The sequence below is a fragment of the Sulfurimonas sp. genome, from assembly GCF_029027585.1.
Classification (GTDB): domain Bacteria; phylum Campylobacterota; class Campylobacteria; order Campylobacterales; family Sulfurimonadaceae; genus Sulfurimonas.
Genome location: NZ_CP093397.1, coordinates 708,211 through 731,136, shown reverse-complemented (window position 1 = coordinate 731,136; position 22,926 = coordinate 708,211). Strand labels below are relative to the sequence as shown.

Annotated in this window: 17 protein-coding genes; 7 read left to right on the top strand and 10 right to left on the bottom strand. The window is 32.7% G+C overall.

The window, feature by feature from the left end:
- Window positions 1-65 precede the first annotated feature (65 nt).
- Window positions 66-545: a DUF2231 domain-containing protein gene (locus tag MOV50_RS03790; RefSeq protein ID WP_321779079.1), complete on the top strand. Its 480-nt coding sequence runs from the start codon at window positions 66-68 to the stop codon at window positions 543-545.
- Here MOV50_RS03790 and MOV50_RS03785 read toward each other — a convergent pair whose 3' ends face one another.
- Genes MOV50_RS03785 through MOV50_RS03775 form a run of 3 tightly spaced genes read right to left on the bottom strand, consistent with a single transcriptional unit; the run spans window position 546 to window position 4,514 of the window.
- Window positions 546-2,567, bottom strand: coding sequence for an ATP-binding protein (locus tag MOV50_RS03785; protein ID WP_321779078.1), 2,022 nt, complete (start codon window positions 2,565-2,567; stop codon window positions 546-548).
- On the bottom strand, window positions 2,560-3,129 hold the full coding sequence (locus MOV50_RS03780; protein ID WP_321779077.1) for an SCO family protein: 570 nt from the start codon (window positions 3,127-3,129) through the stop codon (window positions 2,560-2,562). The genes MOV50_RS03785 and MOV50_RS03780 overlap by 8 nt, the downstream gene beginning before the upstream one ends.
- The gene (locus MOV50_RS03775; protein ID WP_321779076.1) at window positions 3,129-4,514 is read right to left on the bottom strand and encodes an HD domain-containing phosphohydrolase; all 1,386 of its coding nucleotides are present in this window, start codon (window positions 4,512-4,514) and stop codon (window positions 3,129-3,131) included. Before MOV50_RS03775 ends, MOV50_RS03780 begins: the two co-directional genes overlap by 1 nt.
- Window positions 4,515-4,785: 271 nt before the next feature.
- Here MOV50_RS03775 and MOV50_RS03770 point away from each other — a divergent pair, with 271 nt between their 5' ends.
- From MOV50_RS03770 to MOV50_RS03760, 3 genes are read left to right on the top strand one after another with little or no spacing between them, the layout of a single operon-like run.
- The gene (locus tag MOV50_RS03770; RefSeq protein WP_321779075.1) at window positions 4,786-5,424 is read left to right on the top strand and encodes a 4Fe-4S dicluster domain-containing protein; all 639 of its coding nucleotides are present in this window, start codon (window positions 4,786-4,788) and stop codon (window positions 5,422-5,424) included.
- Window positions 5,424-6,329, top strand: coding sequence for an NrfD/PsrC family molybdoenzyme membrane anchor subunit (gene nrfD, locus MOV50_RS03765; protein WP_321779074.1), 906 nt, complete (start codon window positions 5,424-5,426; stop codon window positions 6,327-6,329). Before MOV50_RS03770 ends, nrfD begins: the two co-directional genes overlap by 1 nt.
- A 10-nt stretch (window positions 6,330-6,339) precedes the next feature.
- The gene (locus tag MOV50_RS03760) at window positions 6,340-9,777 is read left to right on the top strand and encodes a molybdopterin-dependent oxidoreductase (RefSeq protein ID WP_321779073.1); all 3,438 of its coding nucleotides are present in this window, start codon (window positions 6,340-6,342) and stop codon (window positions 9,775-9,777) included.
- Between the two features lie 74 nt (window positions 9,778-9,851).
- Here the strand turns inward: MOV50_RS03760 and MOV50_RS03755 are convergent, their stop codons facing one another.
- Window positions 9,852-10,349 carry a redoxin domain-containing protein gene (locus MOV50_RS03755; protein WP_321779072.1) on the bottom strand — a complete coding sequence of 166 codons (498 nt, stop codon included), beginning with the start codon at window positions 10,347-10,349 and terminating at the stop codon, window positions 9,852-9,854.
- Window positions 10,350-10,428: 79 nt separating this feature from the next.
- Here MOV50_RS03755 and MOV50_RS03750 point away from each other — a divergent pair, with 79 nt between their 5' ends.
- Window positions 10,429-10,920: a nitrous oxide reductase accessory protein NosL gene (locus MOV50_RS03750; RefSeq protein WP_321779071.1), complete on the top strand. Its 492-nt coding sequence runs from the start codon at window positions 10,429-10,431 to the stop codon at window positions 10,918-10,920.
- Between the two features lie 12 nt (window positions 10,921-10,932).
- On the opposite strand, the gene dnaK is transcribed toward MOV50_RS03750, so the two are convergent.
- The gene (dnaK, locus tag MOV50_RS03745) at window positions 10,933-12,822 is read right to left on the bottom strand and encodes a molecular chaperone DnaK (RefSeq protein WP_321779070.1); all 1,890 of its coding nucleotides are present in this window, start codon (window positions 12,820-12,822) and stop codon (window positions 10,933-10,935) included.
- A gap of 165 nt (window positions 12,823-12,987) precedes the next feature.
- Window positions 12,988-13,545, bottom strand: a complete 558-nt coding sequence (grpE, locus tag MOV50_RS03740; RefSeq protein WP_321779069.1) for a nucleotide exchange factor GrpE — start codon at window positions 13,543-13,545, stop codon at window positions 12,988-12,990.
- Between the two features lie 181 nt (window positions 13,546-13,726).
- On the opposite strand from grpE, the gene MOV50_RS03735 reads away from it, so the two are divergent.
- Window positions 13,727-15,724: a hypothetical protein gene (locus MOV50_RS03735; protein WP_321779068.1), complete on the top strand. Its 1,998-nt coding sequence runs from the start codon at window positions 13,727-13,729 to the stop codon at window positions 15,722-15,724.
- Here MOV50_RS03735 and MOV50_RS03730 read toward each other — a convergent pair.
- The 3 genes from MOV50_RS03730 to MOV50_RS03720 all read right to left on the bottom strand — a co-directional run bounded on the left by MOV50_RS03730 (window position 15,716) and on the right by MOV50_RS03720 (window position 19,808).
- Window positions 15,716-16,291 (bottom strand): ComF family protein, encoded by a 576-nt coding sequence (locus MOV50_RS03730; protein ID WP_321779067.1) that lies wholly within the window; start codon window positions 16,289-16,291, stop codon window positions 15,716-15,718. The two genes, MOV50_RS03735 and MOV50_RS03730, sit on opposite strands and share 9 nt — an antisense overlap.
- A 1-nt stretch (window position 16,292) precedes the next feature.
- On the bottom strand, window positions 16,293-18,083 hold the full coding sequence (gene lepA / locus MOV50_RS03725) for a translation elongation factor 4 (RefSeq protein ID WP_321779066.1): 1,791 nt from the start codon (window positions 18,081-18,083) through the stop codon (window positions 16,293-16,295).
- A 75-nt stretch (window positions 18,084-18,158) separates the two neighbouring features.
- Window positions 18,159-19,808: an arylsulfatase gene (locus MOV50_RS03720; protein ID WP_321779065.1), complete on the bottom strand. Its 1,650-nt coding sequence runs from the start codon at window positions 19,806-19,808 to the stop codon at window positions 18,159-18,161.
- 103 nt (window positions 19,809-19,911) lie between these two features.
- Here MOV50_RS03720 and MOV50_RS03715 point away from each other — a divergent pair, with 103 nt between their 5' ends.
- The gene (locus MOV50_RS03715) at window positions 19,912-21,987 is read left to right on the top strand and encodes a multiheme c-type cytochrome (RefSeq protein WP_321779064.1); all 2,076 of its coding nucleotides are present in this window, start codon (window positions 19,912-19,914) and stop codon (window positions 21,985-21,987) included.
- 2 nt (window positions 21,988-21,989) lie between these two features.
- Here MOV50_RS03715 and MOV50_RS03710 read toward each other — a convergent pair whose 3' ends face one another.
- Entirely contained in the window at window positions 21,990-22,916 is a 927-nt protein-coding gene (locus MOV50_RS03710; RefSeq protein WP_321779063.1) for a ribose-phosphate pyrophosphokinase, read from the bottom strand.
- Window positions 22,917-22,926: the final 10 nt, after the last annotated feature.

Below are 22,926 nucleotides of genomic sequence, written 5' to 3'. Positions count from 1 at the left end.
TTTTCTTTATAAGCTAATATTTTATAATTTATTTGTAAACTTTATGAATAAAAAAAGGATTTCTTATGATACATCCAGCAACAGCACATTTTGCGATTGTGCTTCCTCTTATATCCTTAGTTATCGGCTTAGCTTACTTGATAAAACCTAGTGAAGCGATGTCTAAACTCTCCACACGCTTTATCTTAGCATCTGCTGTTTTTATAATTATAGCTTTTTTTACAGGAAAGGGTGATGGAAGTGAAGTTTATATGTTTATCTCAGGAGAAGGACAAAAACTTCTTTTAGAGCATAAACAGTTTGGACTATACTTAGCAATAGCTATGGGGATTAGTGCGGTTATAAAATTTTATGGCTGTGCTACTAAAGCTTTTAAAGCAGAACTGTTTGCCATTCTTTTAGTGGCTTTTGTTAGTGGAGGTGTTTTGTACCAAAGTAAAATGGGAGGAGAACTAACTTACACTTATGGCGCACATGTTCTAAAACACTCAGATGGAATGGACTGCCTTGATGACCCAGAGGAGTTTTTAGAAGAAGATGAATAATTAATCTATAAACATAGCTAGTAATAGATCACATTCTTCTATATCAAAACTATCTATTGCTGAAGATAGTTTTGTTGCAATATTTTTAAAATTTTCTACCTTGTCCTTTTTACCATAAGACTCAAGTTCATATGCAAATTTTTGTATCATTTGCATGTCCCCAGCAACTTTGGTGTTTTGGAGTAGTTTAGATAAAGATGGATAATTTTTTAAAGAAATAGCATCTTTTTGTATTTTTATCTGCTTTTGGTTATCTTCTAAAAACTCCGTGTTAGACTTTAAATATTTACTCATTGAGAGTAAAAGAGTGTCTTTTTTTAGAGGTTTATGTATAAAGTCATCAAAAATATCATGTTTTGGATTGTCTAAATTAAAAACAACAGAAGTAGTAATAGCTATAACGGGAATAGTGGAAAAACTTTTTATTTCATTTGTTGCTTCGATGCCATCTTTGTTAGGCATCTTTATATCCATGAGAATCAAATCAGGTTTATCCTCTTTAGCAATTTTTACCGCTTCTTCGCCATCTTTTGCAAGTAGTAATTTTAAAGGGGTGTCTTTTAAATACTCTACTATTAAATATCTGTTTAAATCAATATTATCTGCTATTAAAACAGTTGCTTTAAAAAAAGTAATGATTTGATTTTGTTTTAAGTGTATGGCTGGTATTTGTTTTGTGATTTGTATATCATGCAAGGTTACTATAAAAGTAGAACCTACATCTATTGTACTTTTTAAAGTAATTGTTCCATTCATCAGAGTTACGAGTTGTTTGGTTATTGCTAGTCCAAGACCTGTTCCTCCGTACTGTTTATTGCTTTGGTTTGTATGTTGAGCAAATGCTTCAAATATTCTAATTTGCTCATTTTTATCCATACCTATCCCGCTGTCTTGAACTTCTAAAATAAGATTTATTTTATTGTTATTGTTATTTTTTGAGCAAAATATATTTAAATTTATATAACCTTCAGTAGTGAATTTTATGGCATTGCTAACAAGATTGAGAAGTATTTGTCTTGTTCTTACTTCATCTAAAAGTAAGGTTTGTGGTAGTGAATCTTTTATAGTTACATTTAATTCTAATGCTTTTGACTTTGCTTTATGATAAAAAATATTTTTTATCTCATCTGCAATATCTCTTATATCTGTTGGAACATGCTCAATTTCTAGTTTTCCAGCCTCAACTTTAGAAAGGTCTAAGATATCATTTATTATTGAGAGTAAAATTTTAGAGCTGTCTTTAACAGATTTCATATAACTTCTGTTTTTTGCGTCTTTAAGTCTTTTGTCTAGTAAGTCTGTAAAGCCTATAATAGCGTTCATAGGTGTTCTTATCTCATGGGACATATTAGCTAAAAACTCTGACTTCATGTTGTTAGCTATGTCTGCTTCTTCTTTTGCATCTTGGAGTTCGAGTGTTCTGAGTGAAACAATACTCTCTAGGTTCCTATTTATAGATGACAGGGCTTCTTTAGTTCTAAATAATTCTCTATGTGTTTTATCCATACTTTTTACAATTTTATATAAAATAAACCACTCAAAAATAACAAAGGCAGCATGAAGCAAAGTGATATCTAAACCGCACCCGTAGTTAAATACTACAATAGGTGTATCATAAAAGGTAATATTAAACTCTTGAAGATAGTTGAAAATCAAATGATGAACTATTATAAATATTGAACCAAGAGAGATAACTTTATAATCTTTGTAAATAACTAAAAAAGATAATACTCCAAAAATATGAAAGTGCATCTCTATTCTTCCTAAACTTTGTTGTATCATAATGATAGAAAATGTTAAAAGAACTAAACTAATCACATATCTATAATTTTGTGTGCCTCTAAATAGTTGATAAGAGAGTAAAGTAGCAAGTGACAAAAGCCCCCCACCTATGATACCTAGTGCGTAAGCATTAAATAAAAAACCTGTTATAAATCCAACAATAAACCAGTGAAAAAATACAAGTTTAAGCATAAATAGGTCAGCATCTGAAGACCTACTAGAATTCTCAAAATCACTCATATCTTAACTCCTTTATATCTTGTTTAATTTGTTTGATGTCGTAAGGATAAGCATTATAAATATATCTTATCTCTTTTTTGCCTTTACTTTTTTTAACTAGGTATAGATTTGTTGTATGGTCGTACTCTGTATTTTCTAGTAAGCTTTGTGAAAAGTAAACATTAAAAACTTTTGTATAATCTCTTAGAATAGTTTGATTTAAGTAGATGCCTTTAAATTCTATATTAAAAAATTCAGCAAATCTTTGAGGTAGTTCCTCATCTTTTGGCATAGATATATCAACAAAAATAACACCAACTTTTTGTTTTATGTTTTTTTCTAAAGTATCGTAGAGTTTTTGTATGTCAAAAAGTTTTGGCATGCATATATCTGTACAACCAGAGTAGCCAAAAAATACTAACTCAATATCTTGCTCGTCACTAAGAATCATAGGTAGCGTAAATTCTTTGTTTAGTTTGGTTCTAGAGATTCCTTTTGTAAAAAATATTGGTATAATCATAACAGATATAGATATAGCAACTACAAAACCTATTATCAAAACAGCATAGATTTTTTTTTGCATTATTTTTTGTATTTATTTTTTATTTTTAGTATTTTATCTATATTTTCTAAAAGTAGATTTACAAGTTTTGGCTCAAAAGCTTTTGAACTTTGCTCTTTTATAAAATTTATCGTTTCCTCAATACTCCAAGCTTTTTTATAAACTCTATCATGGCTAAGTGCATCAAAAACATCTGCTATCGCCGTTATTCTTCCAAATATATGAATATCAGTACCACTAATTCCTCTTGGATAACCTGAACCGTCCCATTTTTCATGATGTTCATAAGAGATGAGTGCTGCTGTTTGTAAAAGTTCATGTGTAGATTTACTAAAAATTTCCCAACCAAAAGTTGTGTGATTTTTCATAACTTGCATCTCTTCATCTGTCAATTTGGCAGGTTTTAAAAGTATAGAGTCAGGAATAATAACTTTCCCAATATCATGCATAGGAGATGCCATCTTTAAAAGTGCTGTATCCTCTTCGTTACAACCATAAGCTTTTGCAAGTATTTCAGAAAAAAGTGAAACTCTGTTTACATGGTCACCAGTTTCTTTAGAACGCCATTCTCCAAGTTCACCTAGTGTGTGTAAAACTTCTTCTTGAGTAGCAATGATGTCATTTTTTAATTCTATCTCTTTACTTATATCAGTTCTTATGCTTATGTATTCAGTTATATCATTATTGTAGTTAAGTATAGGAATTATCGTTGCTTCAAAATAATAATAACTTCCATCTTTAGCAACATTTTTAACTAAACCAGTCCAAATATTTTTATTTTTTATTGTATTCCACAAATCTTTATATATTTCATTTCCTACATCAGGGCTTCTGAAGATAGAATGGTTCTTCCCTAGCATCTCTTCTCTTGAGTATTTAGTAAGTTCACAAAATCTATCATTTACATAAGTTATATTTCCATTAAGGTCTGCTTTTGACACAGAGGTACTAGCATCTACTGCAAATTTATACTGTTGTAGCAGTATTTTAGTTTCATTTACTTCGTGTTGCAGTTCTTTTTTTGTATTAAAGAGAGTGACATGAGTTTTAACACGATGAAGAAGTTCCTGTTCATCAAAAGGTTTTGTTATATAGTCTTCTCCACCATACTCAAAACCTTTTCTTATGCTTTCTTTATTAGCATTTGTACTTAAAAATATTATAGGAATCTCTTTTGTTTTTTTATCTTCTTTTATTATTGTAGCTGTTTCATATCCATCTAAAATAGGCATATTTATGTCTAGTAAAATTAGAGAATATTCACGGAGTTTTAGTTGCTCAATGGCATGTTTTCCACTTGTCGCAAAAAAGATATTGTAAAGAGATGTAGATTTTAGTACATTTGCAGCTAATTGAATATTTTTAACATTATCATCAACTATTAAAATGTTATTTTTTATAGACATACCAATATGATATAGCAATAACTATTATAAATTTATTAAACTAAATGTTCAAGTTTAGGTTCATTAAATAAAATAATTTTATAAGGGTTCTTATTTTTTTAAGATAAACTCGAAAATTACTCAAAACAAAATTTTATCAAAATTTTATCACTTTTTAAGAATAGATTTAAGCTTATTTTGGATATTATTTTTATGAATGAGAGGTCTATTTTACTTATAATAAGTGCTTCTTTTAATACATATAATATAAGATAATAAATAAGGAGAATATATGCAATTAGGTTTCCTCGTCGACCTACATCTTTGTATGGGATGTAAAGGTTGTGAAATCGCATGTAAAGTGGAAAATGAAGTTCCACTTAGTACATGGAGGCTTCGTGTTAAGTATGTAGATGTTGGAACTTTCCCAGATACAAGAAGAACATTTACACCCCTTAGATGTAATCACTGTGAAAATGCTCCTTGTGAGAGAATTTGTCCAGTATCGGCACTGCATTATTTAGATAATGGAATTGTAAACATTGATAAAGAGCGCTGTATTGGCTGTGCAGGCTGTGTTATGGCTTGTCCTTATGGAGCAATCTATATAGACCCACAAACGCAAACTGCTGATAAGTGTACTTATTGTGCCCATCGTGTTGCTTCATCAATGATGCCAGCATGTGTTGTCGCATGTCCTGTTCAAGCAAATATTTTTGGTGACTTAGATGATCCAGCTTCAAATATATCTAAATATATTCAAGTTAATCAGAGTAATGTTCAAGTTCGTAAGCCAGAAAAAGGGACAAACCCTCATCACTTCTATACAAATGCAGGTAATGTAAATCTTAATCCTCTCGCATCTAGAAGAGAAGAAGGTTATTCACTCTTTGGTAAAATAACAACACTTCCAGTAGGAGGACACCACTAATGGCAACACATGAAATATTAGCAGCAACAAATGCTGTGGTAACTTTAGATATAGCAATCCCAGGTATAGTATGGCCTTGGCTTGTAACAGTTAATATGTGGGCAAAAAGTATCGGTACTGGTGTGATTTTTATGTTATTTATGCTTGTTAAAAAGTATCCAAATCAAGCTGTTGGACTCAAATTTCCAACTACTGTGGTTTCGATAATTTTTATTCATATCTTTTTACTTTTCACATTGGCAGATTTACATCAGCCATTTAGAATGTGGCATATATTTTTCTATCCTAGTTGGAGTTCAGCTATTACCGTTGGTGCATGGATGGCGACTGCTTTTGTAGGCTTGTTATTTTTACTAGCATATGTAAGTTATGTACAAAAAAACGATGCAAGATTTGATAAAGTTTTAACTTGGGTTGTATTACTTGCGATTCCTGTAACACTTTATACAGCGGGACTTATGTCACAATGTACAGCAAGAGAACTATGGCAGATGCCAACAGAATCAGCTCAAATGATTTTTGCAGCACTTCTTTCAGGTTCAGCATTTATGATTTTACTAGGTGGAAATAAACTAAACTATGAAGCTAAAAGTTCTTTAGCGGTTGTTCTTGGTTTAAGTGCATTGATGTCTTTTATCATGTATATGTCAGAGTATGTGTTTGGACCGATGAAAGCAGAAGAAGTAGCAGCAGTTCTAGAGTATATAAAAGGTGATGGACCTTATACTGTAATGTTCTGGTTAGGTCAGTGGATAGCTTACCTGTTACCAATGTTATTAATAATGTTAAGTAGAGCTTCAAAAAGCGAAAATATTTTAAAACTTGCAGCGATTTTTGCGCTGATAGGTCTGTGGTTAGTTAAACATGTTTGGCTTACAATACCACAGTTATTACCAATGAGTTAGGGAGAAATAGATGTATTTACAAAGTAGAAGAACATTTTTAAAAGGTGCTGCATTTAGTGTTGCTGGTGCTGCTATTGCTAAAGGGGTGTTTACGACAGATGCTCTTGCAGAGTCTATAACTGATAGCAAATTTACAAATACTCCAGACTCATTATCTTTTTATCCTCCGATGGAAGAGTGGGCTGACTTTAAAGAGTTAGATGGAGATGATTGGAAAAGAGGTGGAATAGATCGTAAGGGTGTAAGAAGCGAATCTAACCCAGACGGTATAGAAGTAAATGATTATATGATTATTCCAACAGCATGTTCAAACTGTGAGGCTTCTTGTGGTTTAACTGCTTGGATAGATAAAAAAACATTTACAGTTAAAAAGTATATGGGAAATCCTTTGCATCCAGCTTCTCGTGGTAGAAACTGTGCAAAAGGTTACGCAACTCAAAGTCAAATGTATGATCCCGATAGAATAGCTTTTCCACTAAAAAGAGCGGCTGGTTCTGCTCGTGGTGAAGGTAAATGGGTTCGTACGACTTGGGATGAAGCAATGACTACTATCGGTAAAAAGATGGGTGATACATTAGCTAAAGGTGATGAGTTATCTAAAAAAACTGTAATGTTTCATGTTGGTCGTCCAAATGAAAACGGTTTTACAGGTAAGGTTTGGCATACACTTGGCTGTGATGCTTTTAATTCTCATACAAATATCTGTTCTTCTGGTGGTCGTACACCGACAATTCACTGGGCAAATGATGATAGAAGTTCCCCAGATTGGGCAAATGCAAAGTTAATTTTTCTTAACTCATCTCACGCGGCAGATGCAGGACACTACTTTCAACAATCAGCTTCATTTATTGCAGATGCTAGAAAAAAAGGTGCTAAGCTTGTAGTTATGGACCCTAGACTTTCTAACTCTGCTGGTATGGCTGACTTATGGATAGCTCCATGGCCTGGTAGTGAACCTTTAATCTATCTTTACTTAACGCAAAGAATTTTAAACGAAGGTAAAGTAGATAGAGATTTTGTAAAAAAATGGATGAATTGGGAAGTATTTTTAAGTAATAAAAAATATTTAGACTTTATGGTTGAAAAAGGGTATATTGCTAAAGCACCTACAAAAGTAGAGTTTGATACATTTTTAGATACTTTACAAGAACTTTATACTCCATATACATTAGAAATGGTTGCAAAAGAAACTAGAGTTCCTTCACATAAACTAGAAGAGTTATATGATATGTTCATCTGGGCTGGTACATCAGTTTCTTCATACTTTTGGAGAGCTTCTGCTGCTGGTAATCGTGGTGGTTGGATGAGTGGTAGAACTGGTTTTTTACCTATTGCGCTTCGTGGTGCTATTGGTCCTGAAGGTGGAACATTTTTCCATCACTTCCATGTTATCTCAGTTGCAGGAAAAGGTGGAAGTGCAACAGTTGGTCAAGGAAAACGCGGTTCAAATATTCCTAAAGTTGATGTTTATAATGAGCTTTCTTTCCCACCAGAGTGGCCTCTTTCAACTTATGAGATGTCATTTTTACTTCCTCACTTACTTGCAGATACACAGTGGCAAGAAAAATGGAAAGCAAAAGGATTAACTGTTCCTACTAAACTTTCAGTTTGGATTCCTCGTATGTATAACCCTGTTTGGATTAATCCAGATGGTTTTAGATGGATTGAAACTATTAAAGATGAGAAAAAAATGGAGTTAACATTTAACTTATCTCCTGTTTGGTCTGAAACAAACTGGTATGTTGATTACATCTTGCCAGTTGGTTTAGCTGGAGAGCGACATGACCAACATTCTGAAGCAACGATGCCAGCAAGATGGACATCATTTCGTCAGCCTGTAATGAGAGTTGCACTAGAAAAATCTGGCTGGAAACCTAAAAATCCTGCAAGAGCTACATTAGAAGCGCACATAAAAGCAGGTCTTGGTGAGGTTTGGGAAGAAAATGAGTTTTGGTTTGATATGTGTGTTAATTATATTGACCCAGATGGAAAAATCTTTATTGACGACGCAAAAACAAAATCAATTCGTTCAATGTGGGAGTCTAAGAAAACTCCTGGAACTCCAGTTACTATTGCTGAGTGGTATGACGCGGCATTTGGTGATAATTTACCAAACCTTAAAGCGACTGCAACTTCAGACTCAAGATATAAAAATGAAGAGTTTCCTGTTTATGCATATATGCGTGATCATGGTGCTTGGATGGAAGAAAATAACATCTATTCTGCTCAAGAAAAACCTGTAAAGTATGATGGAAGAACATTGATTTCTCATGGTCATAAATATGATAAGAGAGATTTAACTATTGATAGAAAAACAGGTGTTATATATGTGAAAGACCATAAAAGTGATACAAAATATAAAAATGGTATGAAACCTATTGCTATTGAAGTAGATGGCAAAATGGTTGAAGGTTTTGCAACTTTAGATAAAAAACTTGACTTCTTTTGTGAGTGGTTAGCAGATGATTGGAAATGGCCAGAATATGCAATTCCATTTTATCCAAGAACTCCAAAAGAGAAAAAAGAGATGGTACATATTGTATCTCATGTTGACCATTCTTTTATGACAGAGAAAAATTCTTATGCATTAAATACAGTTTTCCGCTTGCCGTATAATATTCATACTCGTTCTGCTAACTCTAAGCATCTAATGGAAATCTCACAAAATCATGACCCGATTTGGATTTCAACTCCAGACGCTGCAAGACAAGGTTTTAAGCGTGGAGATTCTATTCGTGTAAGAATTACAGATAGTGTTACAGGTTTAGAATCTGGTTATTTTGTAGCGATGGCTGTTCCTACCGAAGGTGTTTTACCCGGAACTTTAGCTTGTTCACATCATGGTGGTAGATGGAAACTTATAAACTCTGTGACTATACCAAATGGTGTTACAGATGGAAGAGTTGACTCACAACCAGTTGTAAGAAATATGAATGACCCTAAATTTATGGCTCATTCTCCTAGTAATGTTGGTAAAGATGGTGCGCAAATAAAAATCGAAGATTATACAGGTAGTTCTGGAATTAACAGTTTTGGTGTTCCAACTGCTGAGCTTCAAATGGATGGTAAAGAGGGTAAACTTAAATATGTTGAAGGTATAAAACCTTTTGCATCTGAGAGATTTGCTGAATATAATCGTGATAGTGGAAATATCTGGTGGGATGGATTAAGTGGTTCATGGCAAAATGCTGTTGCTGCCCCTCATCCAGACCCAATTTCTGGTATGCATTGTTGGCATCAAAAAGTTATCTTAGAACCTGCAAAAGATGGGGATAAGATAGGTGATATCTATGTAAATTATGAAAATAACTTTAAAATTTATCAAGGTTGGAGAGATGATTTAACTCGTGGTTTAGATGAAAACTCAGTTAAACGCCGTCCTCAACATATTAAGCGTCCGTGGGTTCCACTTTCGGATAAAGCATACGCTGTAAATATTTCAAAATAATATTTATAAGATTGCTTCGTCGTACCTCCTCGCAATGACTCAATCAAGTTCCATCTCTCCCGAGATGGAACTAGTTATAGTCCTGCCCACAACATTCTTAACCATAAACCCCAAGTAGATGTATAACCAACTTCACTAAAAACTAAGTTTTTATTTTTATCATATATAAAAGTAGTTGGATAAGCTGCTATTTTAAACTCTTTTGCAAAAAAGCCATCATTGTCATTTAAAACTTTATAGTCTAAGCTATTATCATACATATACTTTCTCAAATCATTGTTATCGCCAGAACTAACAGCGATGCTTAGAACTTCAAAATTCTCAGAAATGGTTTGTATATTTCCTGATTCTATTTTACAAATTGGACACCAAGTAGCCCAAAAGTGAATTAAAATAGGTTTATCTTTTGCAAATGTATATGCTTTGGCATCTATTAGTTTTACATTTATATTTTGCAAAGCTTCTTTGTTTAAATCGCTACTTTTATATAAACTTATAGCGTTCATCAAAACTATCATAAATAAAGAAAAAGTAAGTATTTCTTTTGCATAGTGTGTTAGTTTATTTCGCATAATATTTTCCATAATTTTTTTGTATTTTAACACTTTAGTAACACTTTATGGATAATATAAATAAAAATAGGAGAAAAAAATGTTTAAAATTTACATGTTAGTAGTTTTGGCTTTAGTTTTTGTAGCTTGTGGTGTCGATAATAAACCAAAGGTAAAATCAGGGATGTTTCAATCGGTAAATACTCAAGATGCAACTTTAGTTCAAAGTGGTAAAAATAAACACTCGTGCAATAGATGTGGAATGAATTTAGTTATGTTTTATAAAACATCGCATAAGGCGTTACATAACAACAAACCTATTCAATACTGCTCTATTCATTGTTTAGAAGAACATCTAGGTGAGGAAGTTACTCTTAAAAATCCACAAGTAGTTGATGTAGCTACTTTAAAATTTATTAATGTTGGAGATGCTTACTATGTTGTCGGAAGTAAAAAGAGAGGTACTATGAGTAAAATAAGTAAGTACGCTTTTTTAGATAAAAAAATGGCTAAAAAGTTTCAAGATAAATATGGCGGTAAAATTATGCGTTTTAATGAGGCTTTAGCTGTAGCTAAGAAAGACTTTAGATAGAGAGGGAAATCCCTACTCTATCTCAGCGTCTATAACATCTTCGTCTTTTTTCTTTTTAGCTTCATCTTGGGCAGTTTTTTCACCACCTTGCTCTTTATCTTTGTACATTTGCTCAGCCATTTTATGAGAAGCTTCTGTAAGTGTTTTCACTTTTTCTTCGATTTGCTCTTTAGTAGCAGACTCATCTTTTAAAACTTCTTTTAACTCAGTTACTGCAGTTTCAATTTTAGTTTTTTCCTCTGCGTCTAATTTATCGCCCATTTCTGTAACAGATTTTTCAGTTTGAACTATAAGTGCATCTGCTTGATTTTTCAAATCAACCATTGCTTTTCTCTCTCCATCAGCAGCTTTATTCTCTTCTGCATCTTGAACCATCTTGTTAATCTCTTCTTCACTAAGTCCTGAAGAACCAGAAATCGTGATTGACTGAGATTTACCAGTTCCTTTATCAGTTGAACTAACTGTTAAGATACCATTAGCGTCTATATCAAAAGTTACTTCGATTTGAGGGACACCTCTTGGAGCTGCTGGAATATCTCCAAGCTCAAAAAGACCAAGAGATTTGTTATCTTTAGCAAACTCTCTTTCCCCTTGACCAACAGATATAGAAACAGCTGGTTGATTATCTTCTGCAGTTGAGAAAACTTGAGATTTTTTAACAGGAATCGTAGTTCCTTTTTCAATAATCTTAGTCATAACTCCACCAAGAGTTTCAATTCCAAGAGATAAAGGAGTAACATCTAAAAGAAGAACATCTTTAACATCTCCTCTTAAAACACCACCTTGAATAGCAGCACCAGCGGCAACAACTTCATCAGGATTAACACCTTTATTTACATCTTTACCGCCAAAGTATTTACTTACAGCTTCAGTTGCCATTGGAACACGAGTTGAACCACCAACCATGATGATTTCTTTGATTTCATTGTTATCTAAATCAGATTCTTCCATAGCTACTTTAATGTGATCAATAGTTTCTTCAACTAAATCAGAAATCATACCTTCAAATTTAGCACGAGTAAGTTTTACAACTAGATGCTGAGGTCCAGCTTCTGTCATCGTGATAAATGGTAAGTTTATCTCAGTTTCTGTAGCTGAACTTAACTCTTTTTTAGCATTTTCTGCAGCATCTTTTAATCTTTGAAGAGCCATCTTGTCATTTTTAAGTTCAATTCCATGAGAAGCTTTAAACTCATCATTTAACATATCAACAATTTTGTTATCAAAATCATCTCCACCTAAAAATGCATTACCATCAGTTGCTAAAACTTCAAAAGTACCATCAGATATCTCTAAAACAGTAACATCAAATGTTCCACCACCAAGGTCATAAACAAGTACATTTTCTTCTTTTTTACTATCTAAACCATAAGCTAAAGCAGAAGCAGTTGGCTCATTAATAATTCTAAGAACATTAAGCCCAGCGATAGTACCAGCATCTTTAGTTGCTTTTCTTTGTGCATCATTAAAGTATGCTGGAACTGTAATAACAGCATCTGTTACTGTTGAACCTAAATAAGCTTCTGCATCCTCTTTAAGTTTGCTAAGGATTTTAGCTGAAATTTCTTGAGGTGTGTAGATTTTTCCTGCTACATCAACAGCAGCTGAACCATCTTTATCTACGATATTGTAAGTTACTTTATCGTGAGCTTCTTTAGCATGTTCCTCATTCATCATAAGCCCCATAATTCTCTTAATAGAAGAGATTGTTTTTTCAGGGTTTGTGATTGCTTGACGCTTTGCTGGATCTCCAACTAAAACATCACCTTTATCTGTGAAAGCAACTACTGATGGAGTTGTATTTTTCCCTTCTGCATTAGGGATGATTTTCGCTTCACCACCCTCATAAACTGCTACACACGAATTTGTTGTTCCTAAATCTATACCTATAACTTTGCTCATTATATTTTCCTTTAATTTTTTTTAAAAATTTAAGGGAACCATTTATTCCCTTTTGTTACGCCAAAGGAAGTAATTCCTTTGACTACGCTAACGCTAGGTTTTCCTCGGCGGAAAGCCCACGACACCTTGTGTCTTTTACTTAATTGTTTAGTTTTATATACGAATCTAATTCGCAACAATTACCATTGCTTCACGCAGTGGTCTGTTTTTATACTTGTAACCTGTTTGAAAAGTTTGAACAATTTGTCCAGACTCTACCTCCTCACTATCTACTGTTTGAACAGCGTTGTGAATATTTGGGTCAAATGGCTCATCATGTGAAACCATTGTTACTCCATGCTTTTCTAAAGAAGTTTTAAATTGCTTAAGTGTAAGCTCCATACCTTCTTTTAGCTTTTCAAAATGCTCAACAGGATCAGTTACACTTTCACTAGAAGTGATTGCCATATTTAATGCATCTAAAACAGGAATCATATCTTTAGCAAACTTCTCATTTGAGTATTCTACCGCTGTATATTTTTCGCGTTCAAGTCTTTTTTTGATGTTATCAAAATCAGCATGAACTCTCGCATATTTGTCTTTTAAAGCTATCAGTTCCTCTTGTAGAAGGTCAAACTCATTCTCAACAGCTTCTGCTTCAGCTTCTGCCTCATCACTTGTTATTTCTTCTTCTTGATTTACTTCAAGTTCGTCTTGTAATTCTTCTTCGGATTCTTTTGACATAGTTGTTAAATCACTCCTTATATTAAAAAGATATTACCATTATACACATTGAGTGTAACAATGTCAAGTATATCTTAAATGTTTTTACTTAAGAAAGTTTAGTCTATCTCTATCAAGTACGAAAAATAACTCTTTAAAGTGAATTATTGTAAAATATTAGATTAAAAATATGGAGATTATTATGAAGTATTTAACATGGTTTGGTGGGCTTTTAGCGAGTTTGATTATAGGAATTTATATTTTAGTTTTTACATCTTTTGGAAATTCAATATTTCAACCAATTATAGAGTCAAAGATAAAAGAGCAGACAAAATTAGAAAGTAAACTTAGTAAATTTTCACTTAATATGAGTGAATTTTCCATAGTATTAGAACTTGATAGGGACAATATTATATATGTAAATGGAAATTATTCACTCTTTTCAAAAGCGTTTAATATACTATATAAAATAGAGATGGATAAACTAGCTAGTTTAAAGCCACTAACAAATGCACCATTAAAAGGAAAGTTTCATACAGATGGAAATGTAAAAGGTGACATGTCATACTTTGTGGTAGATGGCAAAAGTGATGTAGCATCTAGTGCTACAACTTATCATGTAGAACTTACAAATCTTAACCCAACTTCAATAATAGCAAATATAAAAGAGTTAAAATTAGCAGCCTTTCTTGAGATGCTAGGAGAGAAACAATATGCAAGTGCTGATGTAAATTTAGATGTAAATTTTAAAAATATTACACCTCATGCTTTAGATGGAGATATCAAACTAGCTACAAAAGATGGAAAAATCAATACTAAAGTTATGAAAAAAGATTTCCATATTGTAGTTCCTCCTACTAATTTTACGATGAACCTAGATGCAAAACTAAAAGGTGATGATGTAAACTATACATATACATTTTTATCAAATCTTTTTAAAGTAAATAGTTCAGGGAAAGTTAGACCAACACCTTTATATATAAATATAAAGTATGCTTTTGATGTAAAAGAGTTAGCTCTACTAAAGCCAATAACTGGTGCTGATGTTAGAGGTGCTTTTAGACTTGATGGTAAAGTAAATGGTTCAAAAAGCAACTTGATAGTAGATGGTAAAAGTGATCTTGCATCTTCAGATACAAATTTTGAAGCAGTATTAAAACAGTTTATATTATCAAAAGTAAAGTTTAGTATGAAAAATCTTAAACTCTCTCGTGTATTATATATGGTTAAACAGCCTCCTTACGCTGAGGGTATTTTTTCTTTAGATGTAGATATTAAAGATGCAAAAAGTGGAAAATTAGATGGGATAATCTTAACAAAAATAAAAAGTGGACGAGTAAATTCTGCATATATGACAAAAGCCTATGAGTTTGAAACTCCGATGCCAAAGACTACATTCACTATGAAAACAGATACAAAACTTCAGGGAAATATGATAAATACTAAGATAGATTTAGATTCTAGCCTTGCAAACCTTAAGATTAAAAAAGCGAGTTTTAATTTAGATGCTAAGTCATTAGTGAGTGATTATGCAATGCAGATTCCAAACCTTGATAAGTTCTTTTTTGCTACAAATCAACATATGAAAGGAAGTATGCTTATAAATGGGGAACTTAAAAAAGCTAAAGATTTGGACTTAAATATACATACCAAAGTAGCAGGTGGTAAGATAGATGCAACTTTGCATAATGATGATTTTCATGCAGATATAAAAAGTGTGCAAACTCTAGATGCTCTACATATGCTTATATATCCAGAGATATTTAAGTCATCTCTAGATGCTAAACTTGATTATAATCTTTTAAGTAAAAAGGGTGACTTTAAAGGATATTTAACAGAGGGCACATTTACTAAAAATCAAGTGTTAACTCTTGTAAAACAATATGCACATGTTGATATGTATGCTCAAAGGTTTAAAGGTGATGTAAGTGCAAAAATAAATAAAGAAAAAATCTTAGCATCTATGCATCTAAAATCAAACACTTCATCTATAAAAACAAAAGATACAAAGTTAAATACGCTAAGAAAAACTATAAACTCTAAGATAGAAATAGTTGCTAATTCTAGTCCTATAACAGTAGAACTAAATGGAAATATATCAAAACCAAAGGTCAAGATAGATGCCAATAAGTTACTAGAAAAAGAAGCCGAAAAAGCTGTAAAAAAAGAAGTTGGTAATTTTCTTAAAGGATTATTTTAAACTTGCATCAGCCAAAGTAAGACAAAACAGAACTTCTTTTTTTGAGTTTTGTATTACCTGTGTAGCTTGAGTTAGTGTTGAGCCCGTTGTTATGATGTCATCTATTAAGATGATGTCATTTAAACTTGAGTTATGAAAGCTAAAATTTCTTGGATTTAAAAGTCTAAACTCTTTACTTTTACCAGAGTAAGATATATCATTTTTTGCTCTAAGTTTGTTGTATTGTGGATTGATGTATTTGTTCTTAAGTGCTTTATTTAAGATTGCAGTATGAGAGTAGCCACTTTTTACATTATCATCAACTGCTATGGAAGTTATGGTATCTGTGTATTGAAACTCTTTAGCGAATTTGACAAATGAGTTTAAAGCTAAAATATTGTAAATATAATATCCTAAGTCTGTATGCTTTGTATGTAGTAAGTCTTTAATATCTTTGTATTTATAAAAAGAGATAACTTCTATGTTGTTTAAGATTTTTCGTTTATAGATGCTAGGAGTTAAAAATGTTTCTTGACAGGAAGTGCAAATATGTGCAAAAGACAATTTTTCGCACAATAAGCATTTCATTTTAGTCCATTTTAAGAACTGACATAAACGCCTCTTGAGGAAGTTGAACTTTACCAATAGACTTCATACGCTTTTTACCAGCTTTTTGTTTTTCAAGCAGTTTTCTCTTACGAGTAATATCTCCACCGTAACATTTTGCAGTAACATTTTTACCCATAGACTTTACAGTTTCTCTAGCAATGATTTGAGAACCTAGAGATGCCTGAACTGCAACTTCAAAAAGTTGTCTTGGAATTTGCTCTTTCATGTTTTTAACTAAAATACGACCACGAGAAAGAGCTTGATTGCGAGGTACTACGATACTTAATGCATCTACAGCTTCTCCAGCTACTTTGATGTCAAGCTTAACTAGGTCACCAACTTTAAATTCAATAGGCTCATAATCAAAGGATGCATAACCTTTTGAGATAGACTTTAAAGTATCGTAAAAATCCATAACTATCTCATTCATAGGTACTTCATACTCAAGCATAACTCTATCTTCATTTAAGTATGTCATCTTAGTTTGAGTCCCACGCTTATTTATAAGTAGTGTTATGATATTTCCTAAATACTCAGCAGGAGTTATTACAGTAGCTCTAACATAAGGCTCTTCAATTCTATCTATACGATTAACTTCTGGTAGTTGTGAAGGATTTTGAACATTTATAAAATCACCATTACTTAGATAAACATTATAAATTACAGATGGGGCAGAAGCGATTAGGTCAAGATTAAACTCTCTTTCAAGACGCTCTTTGATAACTTCCATATGTAACATTCCAAGAAAACCAACACGGAAACCAAAACCAAGCGCTACTGAAGTTTCAGGTTCATAAGAGAGAGAACTGTCATTTAGTTTTAGCTTATCAAGCGCATCTCTTAGGTCTTCAAATTTATCAGTATCTATAGGAAAAATTCCTGCAAATACAAATGGTTTTGCAGGTTCATATTTTCCAACAGGCTCGGCAGTTGGGTTTCTTACATCAGTAATAGTATCACCAACATTGATAACACTTACTTCTTTAAGTCCAAGAACAACTATACCAATCTCACCACACTCAATAGTTTTAGTTTTGATTTTTTTCATAGGATGGGGGTACATTAAGTCAAGAATGTGGTGCTCTTCACCATTACTCATAAGCTTAATATTTTGCCCTTTTTTTACTTGACCATCAAAAACACGAACAAGTGCAAGTGCACCTAAATACTGGTCAAACCAAGAGTCATAAATGATGGCTTTTGTAGTTGCATCAGGGTCACCAACAGGAGCAGGGATTCTATCTACAATAGCATCAATTAACTCACGAATCCCAACACCAGTTTTTGCAGATACTAAACAAGCATCAGTTGCATCAATTCCGATAGAAGTCTCTATCTCTTCGGCAACTTTATCAGGATCAGCGGCAGGAAGGTCTATTTTGTTAATGACAGGAATAAGTTCTAAATCATTATCTAAGGCTAAGTAAACATTTGCAATTGTTTGAGCCTCAACACCTTGCGCGGCATCAACAATAAGTAAAGCGCCATCAGAAGAAGCAAGTGATTTTGCTACTTCGTAAGAGAAGTCAACATGCCCTGGAGTGTCTATGAGATTTAAAATATAATGTTCACCATCTTTAACATAGTTAAGTCTAACACTTTGTGCTTTAATGGTTATACCGCGTTCTTGTTCGATGTCCATTGTGTCCATCATTTGTGTACCCATTTCTCGTTCACTAACGCTTCCACACTCTTGAATGATTCTATCAGCAAGTGTACTTTTTCCGTGGTCGATATGAGCAATAATAGAGAAGTTTCTAATGTTTTTCAAATAATCTATCCTATTTAGAAATAATTACGCGATTATACAAAAATTGTTCTAATAGAGTTGTTAAGTGGTTTTAACTTACTTATTTCCAAATAAACCACCTACAGGAGGGATAACTCCTACTGATTTTGAATACTCATGCCAAGCTTCAATAAGACGCTGTCGTAATTTTGGTTTTTTTATAGATAAGTCATTGCTTTCACCTGGATCAACACTTAGATCGAAGATACGCCATTTACCAGAACCAAAAGGTTTACTAATCCAGATTCCTTTGTAATCACCTATTCTAATCGCCTTAAAATTATTATATTCCCAACCAATAGCTTCATCTGATTTGTGGACAGTAGAACTATTTTTAGATAGTAATGGAATCATTGATTTTCCACGAGGTTGTTTAACAGCTTTACCTTTGTATGTGGCTGGATATTTTGCTCCTGCAAGTTCAAGTAAGGTAGGAGCTAAGTCCATCACATGAGCCATACTATGCATAGTTTCGCCTTTATACTTAACTCCTGCACCGCTCATTATTAGTGGTGAACGAATACCTCCTTCAGCGAGAAAATTTTTATAAAGATAAAAAGGAGTTGAACTGGCTTGTGCCCAGCCTGGACCCTGTGCGATGCGAGAACCTTTTTTGCCCCAGTTAGAAAAACGGTTATCAGAATTTTTTTCTATCCATGCTTTATCTGTATTTGGATAACTATCCATCTCAAAGCCATTTGCACCATTATCTGAAAAGAATATAACAAGAGTATTTTTTTGTTTTCCTGAGTCTTTTAGGTACTTTAACACGCGTCCTATATGATAATCTATATTTTCTATCATTGCAGCATAAATTTCCATTTTACGCATTTGCATCTTTTTTTCGTTAGTAGTGAGTTTGTCCCATTTTTTAACTTTACTTATCCATGGACCCAATGTAGTGCTTTTTGGGATAATGCCAAGTTTTTTCATTTTTGCAAGACGCTTTTTGCGTAGGTTATTATAACCCTTATCGTATTGCCCTTTATATTTGTCAAGCCATTCATCAGGTACATGTAAAGGGTCATGTGGTGCTGTAAATGAGAGATATGCAAAAAATGGTTTGTCATCTTTTTGTTCATCCATGTATTTTATAATTTGCTTCGTATAAAATTCTGTTGAGTAAAAACCTTGTGGAACATGAGTTCGTATGCCATCTTCTCGATAAGTTGGTGTATAGTTTGCATACATCATCCACTCATCATCAAAGTGACTAGTTCCACCTTGAAGCATAGTATAAACTCTTTGAAACCCACGCTTAGAAGGATCCTGACTTGGTTCTTCTCCAAGGTGCCATTTACCTGCCATATAAGTGTGATAACCTGCTTGTTTTAAAAGAGATGCTATTGATACAACACTATCATTTAAGTAACCTTCATATCCAGGTTTTCCAACTTGATTTGGCGTAAGTAACTCGTTCATATTACCAAGTCCAGCAACATGATTATCATTTCCTGAAAATAACATAGAACGAGTAACTGAGCAACTAGGTCCTACATAAAAATTTGTAAATTTAACACCTTGTTGGGCAAGTGAATTGATATTTGGAGTCTTTATTTCACCTCCAAAGGGAGAAATATCAGAATATCCCATATCATCAACAGCAATTAATAAAATATTTGGTCTTTCTTGTACTTTAGTTGATGTTGCAAAACTACTACTTAACGATATAGAAAGTAATGTAAAAATTAAAATTACAGATTTCATTGATGACCTTTGAATGTTTTATTATAATTGATTATATTAGCATAAAGTGAGATAGACTTTGTTTAGTTTTGCTACAATATTCTAAAACTAAAGAGTCTTGAATTTGAAAGTTATATTTTTCGTCATAAGTTTATTTTATTTATCTATACTTTATGCTTCTCCTAAATATATAGGAGATAAAAGTTGTGCAAAATGTCATGCTGATATTTATAAACAATGGAAGGGCTCTCATCATGACTTATCTATGCAAGTTGCTAATGAGAAAACAGTATTAGGTAATTTTAACAATGCATCATTTATTTCAAAATCAAAAATCAAAACAACATTTTTTAAAAAAGATAAAAAGTTTTTTGTAAATACAGATGGAGAAGATGGAAAACTTCATAATTATGAGATAGCTTATGTCTTTGGTGTATATCCTTTACAACAATATATGATTAAATTCCCTAAGGGAAAGATACAAGTACTAGATATTGCATGGGATAGTAGGAATAAAAAAGATGGAGGTCAACATTGGTATCACCTGCATCCGCATGTAGAAATAAAATCTGATGACATACTGCATTGGACTTCACCTAATCTAAACTGGAATTTTATGTGTGCTGATTGTCATAGTACAAATGTAAAAAAGAATTATAATCCTAAAACAAAAACATTTAATACTACTTTTGATGTTATCAATGTCTCTTGTGAGTCTTGTCATGGACCAGCATCAGGACATGAAAAAATGATTAATTCTGGAAAAAAAGGAAAAAATGGCTTAGCTTTTCATCTAAAAAAATCTTCTGAGCTTGATGTATGTGCAAAATGCCATTCCCGTCGTACACCCTTAGATGATGATTTTTCACCAGGAGATAACTTTTTTGATCATTATAAAAATGTAAACCTAAATGAGGGACTATACTTTTCAGATGGTAAGATAAAAGATGAAGTATATGTATACAACTCTTTTAAACAATCCAAAATGTATGAGCAAGGAGTAAGTTGTTCCGACTGTCATAATCCTCACTCACTTGAACATAAGGCAGTAGGTGAGAAAGTTTGTTATCAGTGCCATACTCCAAAAAAATATACTGAAAAAAAACATCACAAACATAAGGTTGCTTCACAAGGAAGTAGTTGTATAAGTTGTCATATGCCATCTCGTGTCTATATGGGTGTAGATGAGAGGAATGATCATAGTTTTAGAGTCCCAAGACCAGATTTATCTGTGGGTTCTGATATACCGAATGCTTGTAATAACTGCCATAAAGATAAGAGTGCTGACTGGGCTACTGAGGCTATGTTAAAATGGTATAAAAAAGTACCAATTGGAAAACAGAATTTTTCTCATGCTTTAGAGGCTTTGCGTAGGAATGATAAAAATGGACAAAAGTATTTGTATGATGTTCTTATGTCAGACGCACCAAATATTGCAAAGGCTACTGTTGTAGAATATCTTGGAAATTACAAATCACTGAAATCTTATAAAAAGATTTTAGAGTTGTTGAAAAGTGATGACCTTGAGATAAGACTAAATGCTCTTCATTCTCTTGAATCTTATCCTATCAAGTATCGATTGGCTCTAACTTTTAATCTATTAGAAGATAAACGAAATATTATTCAGATGGAAGCGACTAGGCAACTTTTAAATTTGCCAAAAAAAACTTTTGATATACACCAGAATAAGATTTTTAATAAGTATATAAAAAAGTATAAAAGGATGCTACTTTTTAATGCAGATAGAGCACAAACTCAAAATAATCTCGCACATTTATATACTAACTTAGAAGAGTTTGATAAAGTAGAAGAATCTTACACAGAAGCTCTTAGAATTGAACCTATGTTTATGCCAACTTACATAAATTATGCTTACTATTTTCAAAAATTAGGAGAAGAGAAGAAGGCTCTTTTTATTTTAGAAAAAGCTTTAGAGATAGAGAATAAAAATGCTGATATATATCATGCTCTTGGATTATGGTATATACGAAATAAAAATAATAATAAGGGATTGCACCTATTGCAAAAAGCTGCAAAACTAAGCCCTACAAATGTAAAATATGTTTATGTGTATGCCATAGCACTAGCAGAGGTAGATAAAAAAGCTGCTATTGTTGTGCTAGAAGATAATATTAAACTCCATACTGGAAATAAAGAGTCTATATTAGCTCTTAAATATTATAAAAGCTTAGCCTTTTAGATTTATTCAAAAAGTCCGTTTACACTTTCGTTATGATAGACTCTACGAATTACCTCTGCAAAGAGTGGTGCAACTGTTAATACTTTTATATTTTTATGGGGTTTTGTTTCTAGCGTATTTGTAATGATTAGCTCGTCAAGCTCACCATGTTCTAAGTTCTCATAAGCTTTTCCACTAAGAACACCATGAGTAGCACATGCCATAACTGAAGTTGCACCTTTGTTTTTAAGTGCAGTTGCTGCTTTAACCATTGTTCCAGCAGTATCAACCATATCATCTATCATAATGATATCTTTACCTTCAACATCACCGATGATATTCATCACTTGTGCATGATTTGCTTTTTCACGGCGTTTATCAACGATAACCATTTCTAAACCCATGCGTTTTGCGAAGTATCTAGCTCTTGCAACTCCACCAATATCAGGAGATGCAATTATAGGATTTTTAAGATTTTTACTTTTTATGTAGTGCTCAAAAGTTATGGAACCATAAAGATTATCAACAGGGATATCAAAGAAACCTTGAATCTGTCCAGCATGAAGGTCGATAGTTATAACTCTGTCAATTCCAGCAGTTTCATAAAGGTTAGCAACAAGTTTAGCTGTAATTGGCACACGAGGTGCAGCTTTTCTGTCTTGTCTAGCATAGCCATAGTAAGGAACAACAGCAGTTATGCTTGAAGCAGAAGACCGCTTTAGAGCATCTGTTATGATTAGCAGTTCCATTAGGTTGTCATTTGATGGAGAACCAGTTGATTGAACTATAAACACATCTCGTCCACGAACACTTTCATCTATTTGAACTGAGATTTCTCCATCGCTAAACTTCTTAATAGTAGCATTTGATAGCGAAATATCAAGAACTTGACAAATTTCTTTTGCAAAATCAACACTAGCACTTCCAGCAAAAATTTTATAACCACGCATAGGATTCCTT